This window comes from Vreelandella massiliensis, from assembly GCF_900155385.1.
In the GTDB taxonomy this organism is placed as follows: Bacteria; Pseudomonadota; Gammaproteobacteria; order Pseudomonadales; family Halomonadaceae; genus Vreelandella; species Vreelandella massiliensis.
Window position 1 is genome coordinate 735,354 of record NZ_LT699745.1, and the last position, 14,639, is coordinate 749,992.

At 52.5% G+C, this 14,639-nt stretch carries 14 protein-coding genes; 6 read left to right on the plus strand and 8 right to left on the minus strand.

All coding sequences use genetic code 11. From position 1 onward, the window contains the following. Nucleotides 1–138: 138 nt before the first annotated feature. A complete protein-coding gene (locus tag BQ9846_RS08040) occupies nt 139–729 on the plus strand; it encodes a YrbL family protein (RefSeq protein ID WP_075880505.1) in 591 nt (196 codons plus the stop codon). Here BQ9846_RS08040 and BQ9846_RS08045 read toward each other — a convergent pair. The 4 genes from BQ9846_RS08045 to BQ9846_RS08060 are packed head-to-tail and all read right to left on the minus strand — an operon-like array spanning nt 723 to nt 4,683. Next, nucleotides 723–1,703 (minus strand): glycosyl transferase family 90, encoded by a 981-nt coding sequence (locus tag BQ9846_RS08045; RefSeq protein WP_075880506.1) that lies wholly within the window; start codon nt 1,701–1,703, stop codon nt 723–725. The genes BQ9846_RS08040 and BQ9846_RS08045 overlap by 7 nt on opposite strands. A 5-nt stretch (nt 1,704–1,708) precedes the next feature. Then, the gene (locus BQ9846_RS08050) at nt 1,709–2,746 is read right to left on the minus strand and encodes a glycosyltransferase family 4 protein (protein ID WP_075880507.1); all 1,038 of its coding nucleotides are present in this window, start codon (nt 2,744–2,746) and stop codon (nt 1,709–1,711) included. 3 nt (nt 2,747–2,749) lie between these two features. Further along, on the minus strand, nt 2,750–3,532 hold the full coding sequence (locus BQ9846_RS08055) for a glycosyltransferase family 2 protein (protein ID WP_075880508.1): 783 nt from the start codon (nt 3,530–3,532) through the stop codon (nt 2,750–2,752). After that, entirely contained in the window at nt 3,532–4,683 is a 1,152-nt protein-coding gene (locus tag BQ9846_RS08060) for a glycosyltransferase (protein ID WP_075880509.1), read from the minus strand. The genes BQ9846_RS08055 and BQ9846_RS08060 overlap by 1 nt, the downstream gene beginning before the upstream one ends. Nucleotides 4,684–5,188: 505 nt before the next feature. Between BQ9846_RS08060 and BQ9846_RS16360 the strand changes: the two genes are divergently transcribed. After that, a protein-coding gene (locus BQ9846_RS16360) for an IS5 family transposase (protein ID WP_235818977.1) occupies nt 5,189–6,002 on the plus strand; the annotation gives its coding sequence in 2 pieces (ribosomal slippage) (nt 5,189–5,491 and nt 5,493–6,002; 813 coding nt in all). Here BQ9846_RS16360 and BQ9846_RS08075 read toward each other — a convergent pair. After that, nucleotides 5,999–6,904, minus strand: a complete 906-nt coding sequence (locus BQ9846_RS08075) for a glycosyltransferase family 8 protein (RefSeq protein ID WP_075880511.1) — start codon at nt 6,902–6,904, stop codon at nt 5,999–6,001. The two genes, BQ9846_RS16360 and BQ9846_RS08075, sit on opposite strands and share 4 nt — an antisense overlap. Beyond that, entirely contained in the window at nt 6,901–8,217 is a 1,317-nt protein-coding gene (locus BQ9846_RS08080) for an O-antigen ligase family protein (RefSeq protein ID WP_075880512.1), read from the minus strand. The genes BQ9846_RS08075 and BQ9846_RS08080 overlap by 4 nt, the downstream gene beginning before the upstream one ends. Nucleotides 8,218–8,554: 337 nt before the next feature. Here BQ9846_RS08080 and BQ9846_RS17255 point away from each other — a divergent pair, with 337 nt between their 5' ends. Then, entirely contained in the window at nt 8,555–8,668 is a 114-nt protein-coding gene (locus tag BQ9846_RS17255; protein ID WP_422821881.1) for a hypothetical protein, read from the plus strand. Here BQ9846_RS17255 and BQ9846_RS08085 read toward each other — a convergent pair. Next, nucleotides 8,644–9,375: a 3-deoxy-D-manno-octulosonic acid kinase gene (locus BQ9846_RS08085; RefSeq protein ID WP_075880513.1), complete on the minus strand. Its 732-nt coding sequence runs from the start codon at nt 9,373–9,375 to the stop codon at nt 8,644–8,646. The two genes, BQ9846_RS17255 and BQ9846_RS08085, sit on opposite strands and share 25 nt — an antisense overlap. Between BQ9846_RS08085 and BQ9846_RS08090 the strand changes: the two genes are divergently transcribed. Genes BQ9846_RS08090 through BQ9846_RS08100 form a run of 3 tightly spaced genes read left to right on the plus strand, consistent with a single transcriptional unit; the run spans nt 9,374 to nt 13,255 of the window. Continuing rightward, entirely contained in the window at nt 9,374–10,477 is a 1,104-nt protein-coding gene (locus BQ9846_RS08090) for a glycosyltransferase family 9 protein (protein ID WP_075880514.1), read from the plus strand. The two genes, BQ9846_RS08085 and BQ9846_RS08090, sit on opposite strands and share 2 nt — an antisense overlap. After that, nucleotides 10,467–11,897 (plus strand): bifunctional D-glycero-beta-D-manno-heptose-7-phosphate kinase/D-glycero-beta-D-manno-heptose 1-phosphate adenylyltransferase HldE, encoded by a 1,431-nt coding sequence (hldE, locus tag BQ9846_RS08095; RefSeq protein WP_075880515.1) that lies wholly within the window; start codon nt 10,467–10,469, stop codon nt 11,895–11,897. The genes BQ9846_RS08090 and hldE overlap by 11 nt, the downstream gene beginning before the upstream one ends. Further along, nucleotides 11,897–13,255 (plus strand): 3-deoxy-D-manno-octulosonic acid transferase, encoded by a 1,359-nt coding sequence (locus BQ9846_RS08100; RefSeq protein ID WP_075880516.1) that lies wholly within the window; start codon nt 11,897–11,899, stop codon nt 13,253–13,255. Before hldE ends, BQ9846_RS08100 begins: the two co-directional genes overlap by 1 nt. Here the strand turns inward: BQ9846_RS08100 and pelG are convergent. After that, nucleotides 13,238–14,620: an exopolysaccharide Pel transporter PelG gene (pelG, locus tag BQ9846_RS08105; RefSeq protein WP_075880517.1), complete on the minus strand. Its 1,383-nt coding sequence runs from the start codon at nt 14,618–14,620 to the stop codon at nt 13,238–13,240. The genes BQ9846_RS08100 and pelG overlap by 18 nt on opposite strands. Between the last annotated feature and the right edge of the window lie 19 nt (nt 14,621–14,639).

Below are 14,639 nucleotides of genomic sequence, written 5' to 3' on the forward strand. Positions count from 1 at the left end.
CTGCTGCGCTGTTGTTTAGTTGAGGAGGATTTTACCATAAACTATTTATTTGTGACGATGAGTTAAGAGTGTAAAACTAATATAGCATTAAGTTTCTTGGTGACTTTATAAATTTATATTTTTAAGGTTTTTATCTAAATGAATCATGTTATCTTGCACAAAGATCTGTTGATAGGCGAAGGTAATAAAAGGTTTTGCTTTCAGCATCCGGACGATAAAGAGAAATGTATAAAAGTAAAAAAAACAAAACATGGATTACAAGAGAACTTTATAGACTGGTTTTATTATGGGTCATTGAATTTGAAGAAAAAAGAAGTGCCGTGCTTAGTAAGGTGTCATGGGTTAGTGTGCACCAATCTAGGGTATGGAGTCGTTTTTGATAGGGTTCTAGATGAAAATGGGGTTGCTTCATATGTTTTAAACGAATTTTTAACTCAAAAAAAAGAGGTTATAACTTATGAAGGTTTGTTAGCAATGGTAAAGGATTTGGAGATGATTTGTCTAGAAAAAAGTATTGCTGTAGTAGAGCCAAATGAAAAAAACATAATGGTTAAGAAGCAGTTTTCAGGGTTTAGTTTTGTTCTTGTTGATGGTGTTGGTGGAAGAGGAAAGTTGAGTTTAAAGGTCTTTATGTATGTTATTTTTCCGTGGTATGCGCGTAAAAAAACAAAAAAACAATTTGATATTTTTAAAGATAAAATAAAATATTTGAATAAAAAGATTTATTGATAATAAAGAAGATGTTGTTGAGTGTATTCAAAATATTTTTGCATAATCAAAAGACCAATCAAGCGCTCTCTTTCGGTATTCATAAATTGAGCGAAGTAGCGGTTAGCATTAGCTATAATTGTTTTGGCCGCAATAGGATTGTCCCTGTAATAAGCGACTTTTTCTTCAAGGTCAGAATAGTCGTCCTTGAGCTGGACATAGTGATAGCCAGGGAGCAGAGTACCTTCCATAAACCAGGTTTCAAAGCGTGGCTGTCTCATAAAACAGAGCGAATTAGAGGCCATTATCCATTTGAGGTTCGTGGCCACATCTTTGCCTTCGATACTGAGCACAAATTTGTACTTAAGCTGTTCTGATAACGACATAAAATGGCTATGCCAAGGTTGGCCATCCGCATTTTGATGAATATCGCCCACATTGCATAACGGATGGTCGTAAAAGTTGCGCACAAAATTCCGCCGATGCTCTTGGTGGCAAGCACCCCGCCATACCAAAAGGTCAAGCTTGTTATCATAGTGGTAAGGATCTTTTACCGTATAATAGTGACGAACACGGTTTAACTTAAGTAAAACTGAGTTTTGATTGTGATCATTAATGGGACGGCTTTTTACAAAGGTAGGCGCATCGGGCACGGTGGTTACATCGCCAAAGCGGTGGCAGAAACGTAATTCAGGTGGGAAGTAGCGTAACATGCTGATTAAATCCAAGTAATAAGTACCGCTTTTCTCGCGCTTGAAACTAGATAAGCTCTTTGCTTGATCAGGAAGTTCAATTTTTTCTTGCAGTTTATTGCAGTAATTAACTCGAAAAATTAGTTGCTGATTTTCCTCTTCTGACAGGCGCTTTAATGAGCGAAATAAGCTTGTTCTTTGCCGTTGCAAAATAATACTGGGAATAAGACGGTGGATAGTATGCTGCGTATAAAATCTTAGCTTGTGAAAGTTTTTATGCGCTTTTGCAGAAGCCGAAAACATGATGATTAACTCACTATTGTTTGATAAAGACGCCAGTACGATGCTGCCATTGACTGAGGGCTGTAATGTTCTAAACGCTCATGGGCGCCCTGGGCCAATCGCTGTCGCAGAGCGGCATTCTTCCTTAATCGCATAATGCTGTTAGCTAACGCATCAGCATCTTCAGACGGTATGAGTAACCCTGTCTGCTCATGTTTGACGATATCCGGTAGGCCGCCAACGTTGGTCGCAATTACAGGAACGCCTAACTGCATCACATCCAAGACAACGGAGCCCAAGCCTTCATTGCGTGAAGGAAAAGCAAATACATCCAGGCCAGCCAAATAGTCGGCAATGTTACTTTTAAACCCCAGCCAGGAGACATTGCTGAGCGAAGAGGACTCTTCTTTTAGCGTTTCCGCGTCTTCGCCATCGCCTAGAAATATAATCTGTGTATCGGGCGCTTGATGCTCAAGGGCTTGTGCGGCTTGCAGTAGAATCCGCTGACCTTTAATGCGATCCACCAGAGCGCCTGCATGGCCGACAAGAAATTTTTTGGCAAAATTTTCGCGAAAATTTTCAGTAGCTTTAGGTGAAGGCTTTAGGTGAGCATAAGCATCCGCTATTAAAGTAACGTCGCCCCACTGATTTTTTTGCAAAAGATGCTTTATGCATTGGGATATTGCTACCCTAGCAGAGGCATGCGAGTAACATTGTTGATTAAACCACTTACGTTTGACGGGCGAATCGATCCGGCGAGTAATTAAATAGGGCGTGCGTTTTAAACGATGGTGTAGGTAGGCCCAATGAACACCTTTTGCATCGTGAGCATGTACCAGTTGAGTCTTGCCGAGCTGAAAATGCCCTGCTAACTGATGGTTGGACGGCTGAAATTCAAGTCTCGCTACTCCCTGTAGGTGTTGGCGCATGGGGGAGTCGCTACGACAAACGAGCGTTTGTGAAACTTCGTTTGGTGACTTCTCTGCTAATGTCTTAATCAGTATCTCAGTTTGGCGCTCGCCACCGCGAAAGCCGCGCGCCAAATTGACATGCGTAATATGCATCAATCACCAAACCTTATTAAAGTCTTCTGCTTCAAGCACTTTGGGATCGCGCTGATATTCGAGTAGTTTGGCATACTTTAAATAGCTATTGAGTCCCGCGCTGATCGCCACAGTCATGCCGTCTACTCCACCCATGAAGCCTCGCTGAAATATATATTTGCGCAAAAAGGCATTTAAGCCATGTATAAAAGGTGAGAAAGCGTTGGCGCGCTTGCCTTTCTGAAACATAATCTTAGCCGCACGACCGCTGAAGTTGCGCCCTGGCTTGGCAAATAACTGCCCCAGATTAGCAAAGGAATAATGCACTATATCGGCATTTAGCCGCTTGGGGTTGGCTGCCTTTATGCTGGCGTGCTGTTTAACATCCGCAAAGCGAGTTTGGCGCTGGTTGTAAAGCCGAATACAGTAATCGGGATACCAGCCACAGACACGGATCCAGCGTGAGCCAATCATATTGCGCCGCCGAAAGGCGAAGGCATCATGTTCGGTTGTCGCTAGGTCAAGCTGTTGGATTACTTCGACCATCTGTGGCGTTAGGCGTTCATCGGCATCCAAGCTGAGAACCCAGTCATGCTTTACATGGGCGAGAGCAGTATTTTTTTGAATGCCGTCGCCCAGATAGGCTTGGTGAACAACCTTGGCGCCTAAAGCTTGGGCGATAGCCACAGTTTGATCCTGACTGCCTGAGTCCACCACGACGATGTCATCACAAACATGTCGAGCGGAAGCAATACAATCCACAATATTGGCTTCTTCATTAAAGGTAATAATATTGGCCGATATCATCAAACAGGCATCTCTTGCAGAAAGGCAGAAGTGATCTTTGCTGGAGAAAAGCGTTCCAGCCAACGTTCATCAATAGCATAGCCGTTAGTATCTAGAACGGCATCAACTCTGGTCGACAGGGCTTCTGGTGTCATTTCACAGAGGTATGCTGCTAACTCACCGGCCATAATATCACGCACTCCGCCAGGACAATCGACTGAGACAACGGGCGTCTGGCAGGCTAGCGCTTCGAACAGTACTATGCCTAGGCCTTCGTGAGCGGAGCTCAAAATGAACAGGCGAGCATGATGCATCCATGGGTAAGGATTTAATTGTCGACCCGCAAAAGTAACATTCCCAGCAATCCCGAGTTCAATGGCAAGCGCCTCAAGCTCATTGCGTAATGGCCCATCACCTACGATCACCAGTGGAAGCGTTGTCCGCATCTTGGCATACGCTCGCAGCAGTAGGTGATGATTCTTTTGTGGTACCAAGCGGGCTACATTGAGTAAATAAGGCGAAGAGGGCAGCTCTGGACAATCATCGACCATGGCTTTTCGGATGTCCTCTATGGGACATGGATTAGTGATGGTTCTCAATGATCGCGGCTGCACTTTTAGCGCTTGCATAGCAGTGGCGGCTTGCTTTTCGACCCCTTGGGATACTGTAACTAGATGCTTGTTATGAAACAAACAGCGTGCTTTTAATCGTTCCAACCAGACAGCGTGGCCGGGAGTAGGTTTGACGATATTTTCCAGCACATAGCAGGCGCGTGGATCCTGGAAGGACCATGCCGTTTCAAAAGTACCAATACCGCGGAAAATAATCCGGTCAAAAGCGCCATATCGGCGCTCCAAGCGACGTATCTCGCGGTGGAAGAGTTTTCCGCCCCACCAGCCTGACAATAAAAAATAGCTTTTCCGTAACACGCTATTCAGTAGCCGTGCTGCCACCTCAATGATGCCGCCTACACCTGAAGTCCTGATGGCGCGGGACATTGTGAAGTGGTGAACATTCACACGCTCATTGTTCGGCTCTAGCTGAGGGGGGCGTGGCTTAAAGTACATCAAATGACTTTCATGACCTTGCTCGGCGAAGGCGTCAGCAAGGTTCACCGCGACCCGCTCCATGCCACCAATCTTTAACGTACGCACAACAATTAATACCTTCATTAGGGCGAGTCCTTTTGGTGTAGAATAGGTTGCAACACAGGGTTTCAGCGAAATTGCATACGCCGCCATCGGTCCTTGAGTATCGAAAGCGTATGCTCTATGTATTTTGTTGAGATGGCGAGGAGTCAGTTAATAATTGATGCCGATACAGGTAAGCACGTGGGTGGCGACTGTCAGTAAGCTATGGTTTTCGTGCGCCGATGAGCCCGCTTTGTTTATTGAACATTTCTGAAAGCGAAAGTGTTGAATAGTATTATTTAGTTTAATCAATGTGTTATGGTGGTTTTTGGTTCAAAAAAGTCTACTTACCAACGATTGAATTTTATCCACCTGGGCACCTGCTTGCAACTGATCTGCTCATGTCCAATTGTGGGCGGTACCACCTTGCTTGGTGCCGTGCTAGGCTTTGTCTGAAAACCTGAATTTGCTAATGTTTTCTATGCAGCAGTTGCATAGGTGATGTATGGCAGGACGTTACGAAATCTCTGAACAGGGCTGAGAGCTCATCAAAGATCTTGTGGTATCGCCAGCAAAAATGACTGGCCGCCCCCGCCGTGATGATCGCCGAATGTTAAACGGCATTTTTTGGATCCTTTGTTCTGTGGCCAAATGGCAGGATTTACCCGACCGTTATGGCCCTTGGAAAACGGTTTATGACCGATTTCGGCAATGGCGCGATGATGGCACTTTTGAAGCGGTTTTAGCGCGTTTGCAGCTACGATTGCGTGAAGACGGTTTGATGGATCTCGATACATGGATGATCGATTCAACGTCAATTCGTGCCACACGTGCTGCCTCGGGAGGCGGCAAAAAGGGGTCAGCGAGAACCCATAGATCATGCGCTGGGACGTAGCCGAGGTGGCTTAACGACCAAAATTCATATGGTCTGTGATCGAAACGGCTGGCCTTTGGCATTTACGCTATCACCCGGACAGCATTCGGATACACAGCACTTCATTTCCACTCTGGAGTGTATACGTTTGTCCGGCTTCTCAGGGCGTACTCGAAAGCGCTGCCGGTTTATCGTGAGCGATAAGGGCTACAATAGTGATTTTCTTCGCCGTTACTGTGATAGACGCGGGATAAAGCCGATTATCGCGAGCCGAAACATGCAGCGTAAATCTCGTCCCGGACTGCCAAGAGGCTTTGATAAGCCCAAATACCGAGAAAGAAATATCATTGAGCGCTGCATTGGATGGGTGAAAGAACTACGCCATATTTGCACGCGCTACGATAAGCTCGAAAGCAGCTTCAAAGCGATGGTATGCCTAGGGTGTATAGATCGCTGCTTGCGAGCTAACTTTTCAGACAAAGCCTAGGGTTTCGTTAGCCGACGTCGACGGCGAATCTTAGGTTGCTTGAACACTATACGTAGGCGTTCAGACCAAGATAGTAACGATATCAATTCCCTTCTATCGATGGGCCATGGGGTCTGACGTGAATAAGCGATAAAGTCTTCTTGAAACGGATGAACGCATGTTGGATGCCAAGGCTTGACAGCACCTATAAAGTGTACAATACACGGATGGCGAACAGCCGTTTTAAGTGAGGTCATGTACTTAACTAGATGCGGATAGCGCTTTTTGACTGCTGCGTAGGTAGTTGGCTGAAAATTCCACGCCGGTGGCAACTTATAACAGTCTCCTTCCAACACGTAATTCAATGCATCCTGGTCCGGATACCGAGCGTTCTCCCCATTTTTCTCAAGGTATGCCAGTGCCCGTTCACCCACACGCCTATTGCGCCATGCTGTCAAGTCAATAAGCATAACCCCGGAGTTAAAGTAGTCGTCAGGATAAGTTCGAGTTGCACTGATGGAAGTATTGCATATGTCCATCGCAGCGGCAGCAGCATTACCACCAAGCGGCATAGCCCACAAGTCAGATAGGTTACAGCGAACCAGTACATCACAGTCGAGGTAGATGACGCGCTCACAGCCGACAGGAAGGTAACAATGCATTAGCAGCCGAAGCAATGCTGCGGTACCGAATCGGCCAACCTTGAGTCCCTGCAACTCCTGTGCATCGACGTCGATAATATCGATTCCAACACCGGCGTCTTCTACGAAAGCATGCAAGCTGTTTTTAGTTTTTTCGCACATGCCCGGCGTCAGCATAAAAAAGTGGATCTGGCCAGGGTCGTCTACGTTGGCGATAACAGAGGCCATCACCACGGCGCCATAACGCGCATAGGATTCATCTGCACCCAAGACAATATTCATTGTGACACTATCCCGGTCCGATGTTGCTTACCGAATAAGTAGGAAGACATTCCGACGCCGCCAACAATAATAAAGAAATACATACCAGAGTTAAAAACCAGGTAGGACTCAAACATGTTTATGATGAAGAAAAATGCCCACGATACTAATAAACCCATCCCCCAGTATCGGTGAGCACTACCAAGGAATATGATTGTCCCCCTAAGAATCATTATTGTCAGTATTGTTAGAGCTGTTAGCCCTAATACGCCATAGGCTAGCAGCGTTTCCAAATAAGCATTATGGAAATGCCCAAATATTTTTTTCAACCACTCAGGGAAAGGTCCTTCGTCGATAAGCGAGGAACGACTCCTAGCACCCCAACCCGTCAGTGGCCTTTCCTTAAATTTTTCCCACCCATACGCCCAAGTATGGATACGTATACCAATACTTGTCATAGGAATGCCATCAAGTCTGCCTTCCACAATAGCTGCGATCACCTCCTGCTCATCTGACAGTCGCTTCTCAATGACGGGCGCCACCGTGCTCACCGTAAACGCAAGAACACCGACCAGGGCAACAAGTGACAGCAGCATCTTTGGGCGCAACCAATCTCTTTGCACTTGCTTAAGTAACCGCAACAAGCTCATAGTCATCAGGGCTAGTAGTATCAGAACCAAGGCTAACCAGACCGCTCGAGTTTGAGTCACGACGACCCCGCAAAAGCCAATCATCGTCAATGCCAATGCCAATGCCCACTCGACTTTTATAGCGCTGGAGCGCAAACACCGGAAGAGCCAGCACACACCCATGATCAGCAGTAGACCGAAATAAAAAGCCGTATGCTGAGCATTGGTATAGCCGAAATCTACGCGCTTTCCGGATAGACCCATGAGCCACGTTTCATTGCTTGAGTTGATCACCAAAGAAACAAAAATGCCTGCTAAGAAGACCAACAACAAATACTTGGCTGCATTTATAGAGCCTCTCAGCCACCACGCTACCGCAATACAAAGGAAAAGCTTGGTCATATGTCGCGCAGCTTTGATCTGCCCATCGGCAATATCAGGAAAGCGTTCTACCGCAAAGAAATACACCCAGACTTGGAGTGTGACGAAAGCGAGGAGTAGGAGAAAAACCTTGTGCCATTTAACCTTAGGGTTTGGCTCTTTGCACCATGCAATGATGAAGCATAGAATAAATACGGTCTCTGCCGCACGAGAAACGTCAAAGTTGATAAGCCACGAAAACGCGTAGACAGATAATGCAGTCCAACCAACTACATGGTTTTTTGTAATCCAACCGCATCGCGATTCTTTCTTATCACATTCCATCTACTTAGCCACTCCTGATATGAGCTGTCCACCCGCCCAGATGTACCCGTCGGATTGTTCGAATATCACGAGGTGACATCTGATTATCTCAAAAGGTGTTAGGATATCAGAAATCATGCAGGAAACAGGCTAAGAGCCACACCGGCTTCATCAAGACAAGTGTTGATCTGTTCGGGAGAGTACCTCGGAGAGGCTGGAAAAATCGTTGGGTACTGCCTTGCGATAGCATCATTAGCGTCGCTGAAATGCATGAACCTTTCCGTATCAGTTGCCTAGGACGAAAAGCTCTCATGATCAGCTTGTTGAGAATAGGCTTAACTGTCTGGCATTAGGCAATATGCCACTCAAACTGATTGATTTACAGTCCGGCAGCTACCTCGGCGAAGGCGTTATTGCTCGCTTCGGGGATAGATATGCCGTGCTCGATCAGCTTGTTGTTCGATATCCTTGAAAAATAGGATAGATCGATATGGTTGAATCAAACTTGCGCATAGACCTCTCCAGCCTCTGCAAATTCGCCTCTCGCCACTTACCCGGGCGACGCAGACGGCAGCGGTCAAGGTCGATAAGCCACGGCGTGCCTGGGGTATCGATGAGAATATTGCGCGCGTTAAGGTCGACGTGATCCAGCCCGTGGTCGTGAAAGCGGCGAATCATGCGCCCAACGCTTGCCAGCACGTGGTTGAGCGTTTCATCTGGTAGCGACGCATCGTTTAACCAATCCGCCAGGGCGCGGGCGCCAGGGATGCGCTGCGTGATCAGCGCGGCCTCGTAGGTTAGCCCATGGCGGGTGACGCACGCGGCGATGGGGCGGGGCACGGGCAAGCCCTGTGAGAACAGGGAGGCGGTTAAGCGCATTTCGCGAAAGGCGCGGGTGCGTTCAAGCCCGGTCCAGAGGTAGCGGGAGTGGCTCAACGTGGCAATAAGGCCGCCACGGCGATAGGGGCGCAACACCCACTGCGTGCTCGCGCCAGGGGTGGGTTGCAGGAACAAGCTGCTACCTCGCCCCGGCGCTTCGCCAGTGATCAGCGCGCGCTCGCGCCAATAGTCGGGGGTGAAGTGAGCCGGCTGAATTTGGTGTGATCCCGGCGCGTCACATAAACTGTCTGCATCCTGTAATATCAGACTCTTTTTTTGCCGGAGTGTCGCTAAGCGCATGAAGCCCCCTCTGCCTGCTCAACCCAACCATATTGCCATTTTGCGTTTGTCGGCATTAGGCGACGTCTGCAACCTCGTCCCCACGGTACGCGCCCTTCAGCGGCAGTGGCCCCAAGCGCGGATCACCTGGATTATCGGCAAGGGGGAGCACAGTTTACTGACCGGGCTCTCTGGGGTCGAGTTTGTTGTCTACGACAAAGCCACCGGGATAAAAGGCATGCGCGCACTGTGGCGCGACCTCGCCGATACCCGCTTTGATGTGTTGTTGCACATGCAGCAGGCGATTCGCGCCAGCGTGCTATCGCTTGGGCTAAAGGCGGATGCTCGCATTGGCTTTGACAAGACGCGTGCCAAAGATAAACAGCACTGGTTCACGCAGCACCATATCGCGCCGCGCGCTCAGGGGCACGTGCTGGAGTCGTTTATGGACTTCGCGCGCCGGCTCGGCGTGGAGGATGACCGCCTTGCGTGGGAGCTGCCGGTGCCCGAAAGCGCTTACGGCGAGGCACGCCTGATCAGCGGTGAGGCGCCCTACATGGTGATTAACCCCTGCAGCAACCCGCGGCTGCGTAATTTTCGCAACTGGTCGGCCGAAGGGTACGCCAGCGTGATCGAGCACGCCCGGGTACAGCATGGCCTAAAAAGTGTGCTGACCGGCGGCGGAGCGACAGCGGAAAAAGAGATGGGCGAGCGTATCGAAGCGCTGTGCCAACCGGGCAGTGTGATCAATGCCATCGGCGGCACCTCGCTTAAAGGGTTGCTTGCGCTGATTGATCGCGCCCGCGTGGCGATTGCCCCCGATACCGGCCCGGCCCACATGGCCAATGCACTGGGCACTCCCACGCTGGGTCTTTACGCCACCACCAACCCGCAGCGGGCGGCGCCCTACCTGTGGCGCGATTTTGCCGTCAACGTCTACCCGGAAGCGGTGCGCACCTACCTGCACAAAAGCGTTGACGAGATCCCGTGGGGGCAACGCGTGCGCCACCCCGAGGCGATGAGCCTGATAAAAGCCGATGCGGTGATCGAAAAGCTTGACGCGCTGCTTGCCCACACCGACGAACCCCCGAATGCGGCACAAGGAACGCTGGATGAAAATTGATTTAACCGCTTTGGAGCATGCGCGCGTCCTGGTCGTGGGCGATGTCATGCTCGACCGTTATTGGCACGGCGGCACCTCACGCATCTCGCCGGAGGCACCGGTGCCGGTGGTGCGCGTGGAGGATGCCGACGACCGCCCCGGCGGTGCGGCCAACGTGGCGCTCAATATCGCCGCCCTGGGTGCTCGCGCCGCCCTGGCGGGCGTGGTCGGGCAGGACGAGAACGCAAGCTTACTGAACGATAGCTTGGTTACCTCGGGTGTGAGCACTTACTTTCAGCGTAGCGCTGATATACCCACGATCACCAAGCTGCGGGTGATGAGCCGCAACCAGCAGCTACTGCGGCTCGACTTTGAACAACGCCTGGATAACGTCGATACGCAGCCGCTGCTGGATAGCGTGGCAAACGCCCTGCCCGAGTGCGATGTCATGGTGCTCTCCGACTACGGTAAGGGCACCCTGAACCAAGTCGAAAAGCTGATTGAGCTGGCGAAGGCGGCGGGCAAACGCGTGCTGATCGACCCCAAAGGCCAAGACTTTCGCAAGTATCGCGGCGCCAGCCTGATCACCCCAAACCTGGGGGAATTCGAAGCGATTGTCGGCCACTGTGAAAGCGACGCGCAGCTCGCCGAGCGCGGCGAAGCGCTGCGCGCCGAGCTAGAGCTGGAAGCGCTCTTGATCACCCGCAGCGAAAAGGGCATGACGCTGATCCGTGAAGGCCACGCGCCGCTGCACCTGCCTACCCGCGCGCAGGAGGTGTTTGATGTCACCGGCGCGGGGGATACGGTCATTGGCTTGATGGGCTTGGCGCTGGCCGCGGGGCACTGGCTGCCCGAGGCGATGATGCTGGCGAACCTGGGCGCCGGGCTGGTGGTGGCCAAGCCGGGGACCGCGACGCTGTCGATTGCCGAGCTCTACACCGCGCTGCACGGCGATACGCTGGCTGAATTCGGCGTTATCGAGCAAAGCCCGCTGATAGAGGCGGTGCGCGCGGCGCAAGCCCGCGGCGAGCGCGTGGTGATGACCAACGGCTGCTTCGATATTCTCCACGCCGGCCACGTGGCCTATCTGGAACAGGCCAAACGGCTTGGCGATCGGCTGATTGTGGCGGTTAACGACGACGCCTCTATCGCGCGTTTGAAAGGCCCGCAACGGCCGATCAATCCGCTCAATCGGCGGATGCAGGTGCTGGCCGGGCTTGGCGCGGTGGATTGGGTGGTGCCCTTTAGCGACGACACGCCGCAGGCGCTGATTGAAGCGGTGCTGCCGGATGTGCTGGTCAAAGGCGGCGATTACCACCCCGACGATATCGCCGGTGGCGCGGCCGTGAAGGCTAATGGCGGTGAAGTGAGAGTGCTGGGTTTTGAGGATGGCGTCTCCACCACCGCGATGATCGACACCATTCTGGACCGCGAACGCTGATGGCTGTCTGGCCGCGATGGGGCTATTCGGCTGCGCTCTATGCGCTTTCACCGCTGATTGGCTGGCGCATTTGGCGAGAGCAAGTGCCCACTTACTCGCGTCTTCAGCGATTGGGAATTGAGCATGAGCCACGCCCTGAAGGGCCGTTGATCTGGCTGCACTGCGCTTCGGTGGGGGAAGTCCGCGCGGCCAGGCCGCTGATCGAAGCGCTTTTGGACACGTATCCTCGACACCTGTTGCTGGTTACCACCATGACCGCTACCGGCGCACAGCAGGTGCAAGCGCTTACTTACTTGTCGCCGAATTTACGTCACCGCTTCCTTCCGCTGGATTTTCCCGGCAGTGCCAAGCGCTTTGTGCGCCACTGGCAGCCCGGGCTTGCGATCATGTTTGAAACCGAGCTCTGGCCCAATGTGCTTCACGCTTGCACGGCTGAAGGCATCCCCGTGGCGGTGGTGAACGGGCGCCTGTCGGCGCGGGCCTTTGCGCGCTACCAGCGTTTTCCGCGTTTGATGGCCCAGACCCTGACGAACGTCACCTGGCTTGCCGCCAAGTCGGAGGTTGATGCCGCACGCTTTGAGATACTCGGCATGCCGGTCTCACGCACCCAGGTGGTAGGGTCGCTGAAATTTGAAGTGGCACCGCCCGATAAGGTGTGGGAGGAGAGTGAGCGCTTACGTCAGGCTATTTTTCAGCCGGCTGGCGAGCGCCCTATCTGGGTCGCGGGCTCGACACGCGACGGCGAAGAGTCCCATGTGCTCGCCGCCCATCGCGCCCTATGCAAGACGTTTCCCGAGGCGCTGTTGATACTCGTGCCGCGCCACCCGCAGCGCTTTGACGAGGTGGCGCGCGCCTGCGCGCAGGCGGGTTTTGCCGTGGCACGCCGAAGCGAGCAGCAGCCGGTGACCGCGGAAACGGCGATTTACCTGGGCGATACGCTGGGCGAACTCGGCACGCTCTACGCGGCGGGCGATGTGGCCTTTGTGGGCGGAAGCCTAGTGCCGCTCGGGGGACATAACGTGGTGGAGCCGGCAAGCCTTAGGCGCTTCACGCTCTGCGGGCCGTCGCTGGAAAACTTCGACGATGTCGCCGCCCCGCTTATCGAGGCGGGCTCGCTCAAGCCGGTCGCTAATGCCGAGGCGCTGGGAGAGGCGTTGATTCAGGCGTTTAGCGACCCCGCCGCCACCGCGCAGAAAGGGACGCAGGGGCAGCGGGGCGGCCCTTATACACAACTAGATGGGGATAAGAGAAAGCTGGACGATAGCCTGGGTAACCCGGGGGTGAGGACGTACTTTCAGCGGAGAGCTGATATACCCACGCTGGCGGGGCTGGCCGCTTTGCTACCTGCCAGGCTGTAGCATAAAGGTCTGGTAGGTCAGTTGCTCGAACTCATGGTCAAGTACCGCCAGCCCTGCCAGCGAGGCGATCAGCAGCGATAGCGCGTAGCCGTAGCCGTAGAACACCGGGCCTAGCAGTTGGCTCAGTAGCGTCAATACGATATTGCCCAGTAAAAACAGCAGGCAGAGCCAAAGCGCGGATTTCAGCCGATCAAGATAAAACAGCACGTTCAGGATCGCCATGAACAGCACCTGAATGCCCACGGCGACAATGTCGATATTGAACAGCGGCAAATACCAGTGGGAAAAGCCCAGCCAGGTAAACAGCGTCGGGCCGCCTAGCAGTAGCGCCACCACGGTGATCCCCTGCACCTTGAAGATGTCGTAGATCCCATGACGCACGCTTGCCACCATGTCGCCACGCACTGATTCGATATGCTGCAACGTATCCCCATTGCGTACCGCTTCATAATAGGCGTGGCAGTGCTCGGCGAAGTCGGTCTCCATGCGCATGATGAATACCGCCATGCCCGGCACGATCGAGAGGTAGGCGAGAAAGATCGGCAAGTCGTAAATCAGCGAGGCGCGCAGAGGGCCGATAATCGGCTCAGAGGTCGCGGGATTGAACCAGAAGATGAGTTTATCCGCCCAAATGCCGGCTTGGTAAAACAGGCCAATGGCAATCAACGTCCACTGGCACTGCCCTGCACGGTGCAGATCAAAGCTCCATAGCCGGTGACTGGGAAAGTGGTGGATCACCATCGCCAGCAGAGTGAACAGCAGTAGCCCTTGCCCGATCACAAAGCCACCCAGCAAGCCCTCTAGCCCATATCCGCTGAGCAGCATGCCGGCGGCAAAGGTGGCGCCGTAGCCAAGCGCGAATGCCAGTAGCACCTGGCGGTAGGCTTTTATCCCGGCGATGAACACGGTGACACACCAGATCATGCAGAGAATCACGAAAGCCATCAGCATCTCGAGCTGGTAGAGCCAAGGGGTCTGCTCAAAAGTGAGCAGCAGCAGCGTTGTTCCCGCGAGCGTCGCCACGCAGAGTACCAGCGTCAACACCCCGAATAGGTTGGGCAGCACGGCGTGTTCACGTTTTTCGAACAAGCGATCAGCGACAAAACGGGTAAACAGTAGCTGGACCAGGGAGGTCAACAGCAAGGAGCTGGCGACCAGCCACGTCACCGAGACCAGGAAAGCGGTAACGTGAGCCGTGCCGGTGGGGGACGCGGCGGCGGATAGCACCCCGAGTGCCATTACCGCCAAAATCGACAGCACCCACGGCCCCGAGCTGATCATCCCGGCGTAGCCATAGGCGCGCAACAAGCTAACGTAACTATCCTGGCGAAGTAGCCGCCGCAGTTCAAAACCAATGCCGGCCATGAGCGTTCTCCTTGACGAG

Excerpts from the sequence above, each read along its gene's own strand:
- BQ9846_RS08040 (WP_075880505.1), top strand. The coding sequence starts at position 139 with ATGAATCATGTTATCTTGCACAAAGATCTGTTGATAGGCGAAGGTAAT.
- BQ9846_RS08045 (WP_075880506.1), bottom strand. The coding sequence starts at position 1,703 with ATGTTTTCGGCTTCTGCAAAAGCGCATAAAAACTTTCACAAGCTAAGA.
- BQ9846_RS08050 (WP_075880507.1), bottom strand. The coding sequence starts at position 2,746 with ATGCATATTACGCATGTCAATTTGGCGCGCGGCTTTCGCGGTGGCGAG.
- BQ9846_RS08055 (WP_075880508.1), bottom strand. The coding sequence starts at position 3,532 with ATGATATCGGCCAATATTATTACCTTTAATGAAGAAGCCAATATTGTG.
- BQ9846_RS08060 (WP_075880509.1), bottom strand. The coding sequence starts at position 4,683 with ATGAAGGTATTAATTGTTGTGCGTACGTTAAAGATTGGTGGCATGGAG.
- BQ9846_RS08075 (WP_075880511.1), bottom strand. The coding sequence starts at position 6,904 with ATGAATATTGTCTTGGGTGCAGATGAATCCTATGCGCGTTATGGCGCC.
- BQ9846_RS08080 (WP_075880512.1), bottom strand. The coding sequence starts at position 8,217 with ATGGAATGTGATAAGAAAGAATCGCGATGCGGTTGGATTACAAAAAAC.
- BQ9846_RS17255 (WP_422821881.1), top strand. The coding sequence starts at position 8,555 with ATGCCACTCAAACTGATTGATTTACAGTCCGGCAGCTACCTCGGCGAA.
- BQ9846_RS08090 (WP_075880514.1), top strand. The coding sequence starts at position 9,374 with ATGAAGCCCCCTCTGCCTGCTCAACCCAACCATATTGCCATTTTGCGT.
- BQ9846_RS08085 (WP_075880513.1), bottom strand. The coding sequence starts at position 9,375 with ATGCGCTTAGCGACACTCCGGCAAAAAAAGAGTCTGATATTACAGGAT.
- hldE (WP_075880515.1), top strand. The coding sequence starts at position 10,467 with ATGAAAATTGATTTAACCGCTTTGGAGCATGCGCGCGTCCTGGTCGTG.
- BQ9846_RS08100 (WP_075880516.1), top strand. The coding sequence starts at position 11,897 with ATGGCTGTCTGGCCGCGATGGGGCTATTCGGCTGCGCTCTATGCGCTT.
- pelG (WP_075880517.1), bottom strand. The coding sequence starts at position 14,620 with ATGGCCGGCATTGGTTTTGAACTGCGGCGGCTACTTCGCCAGGATAGT.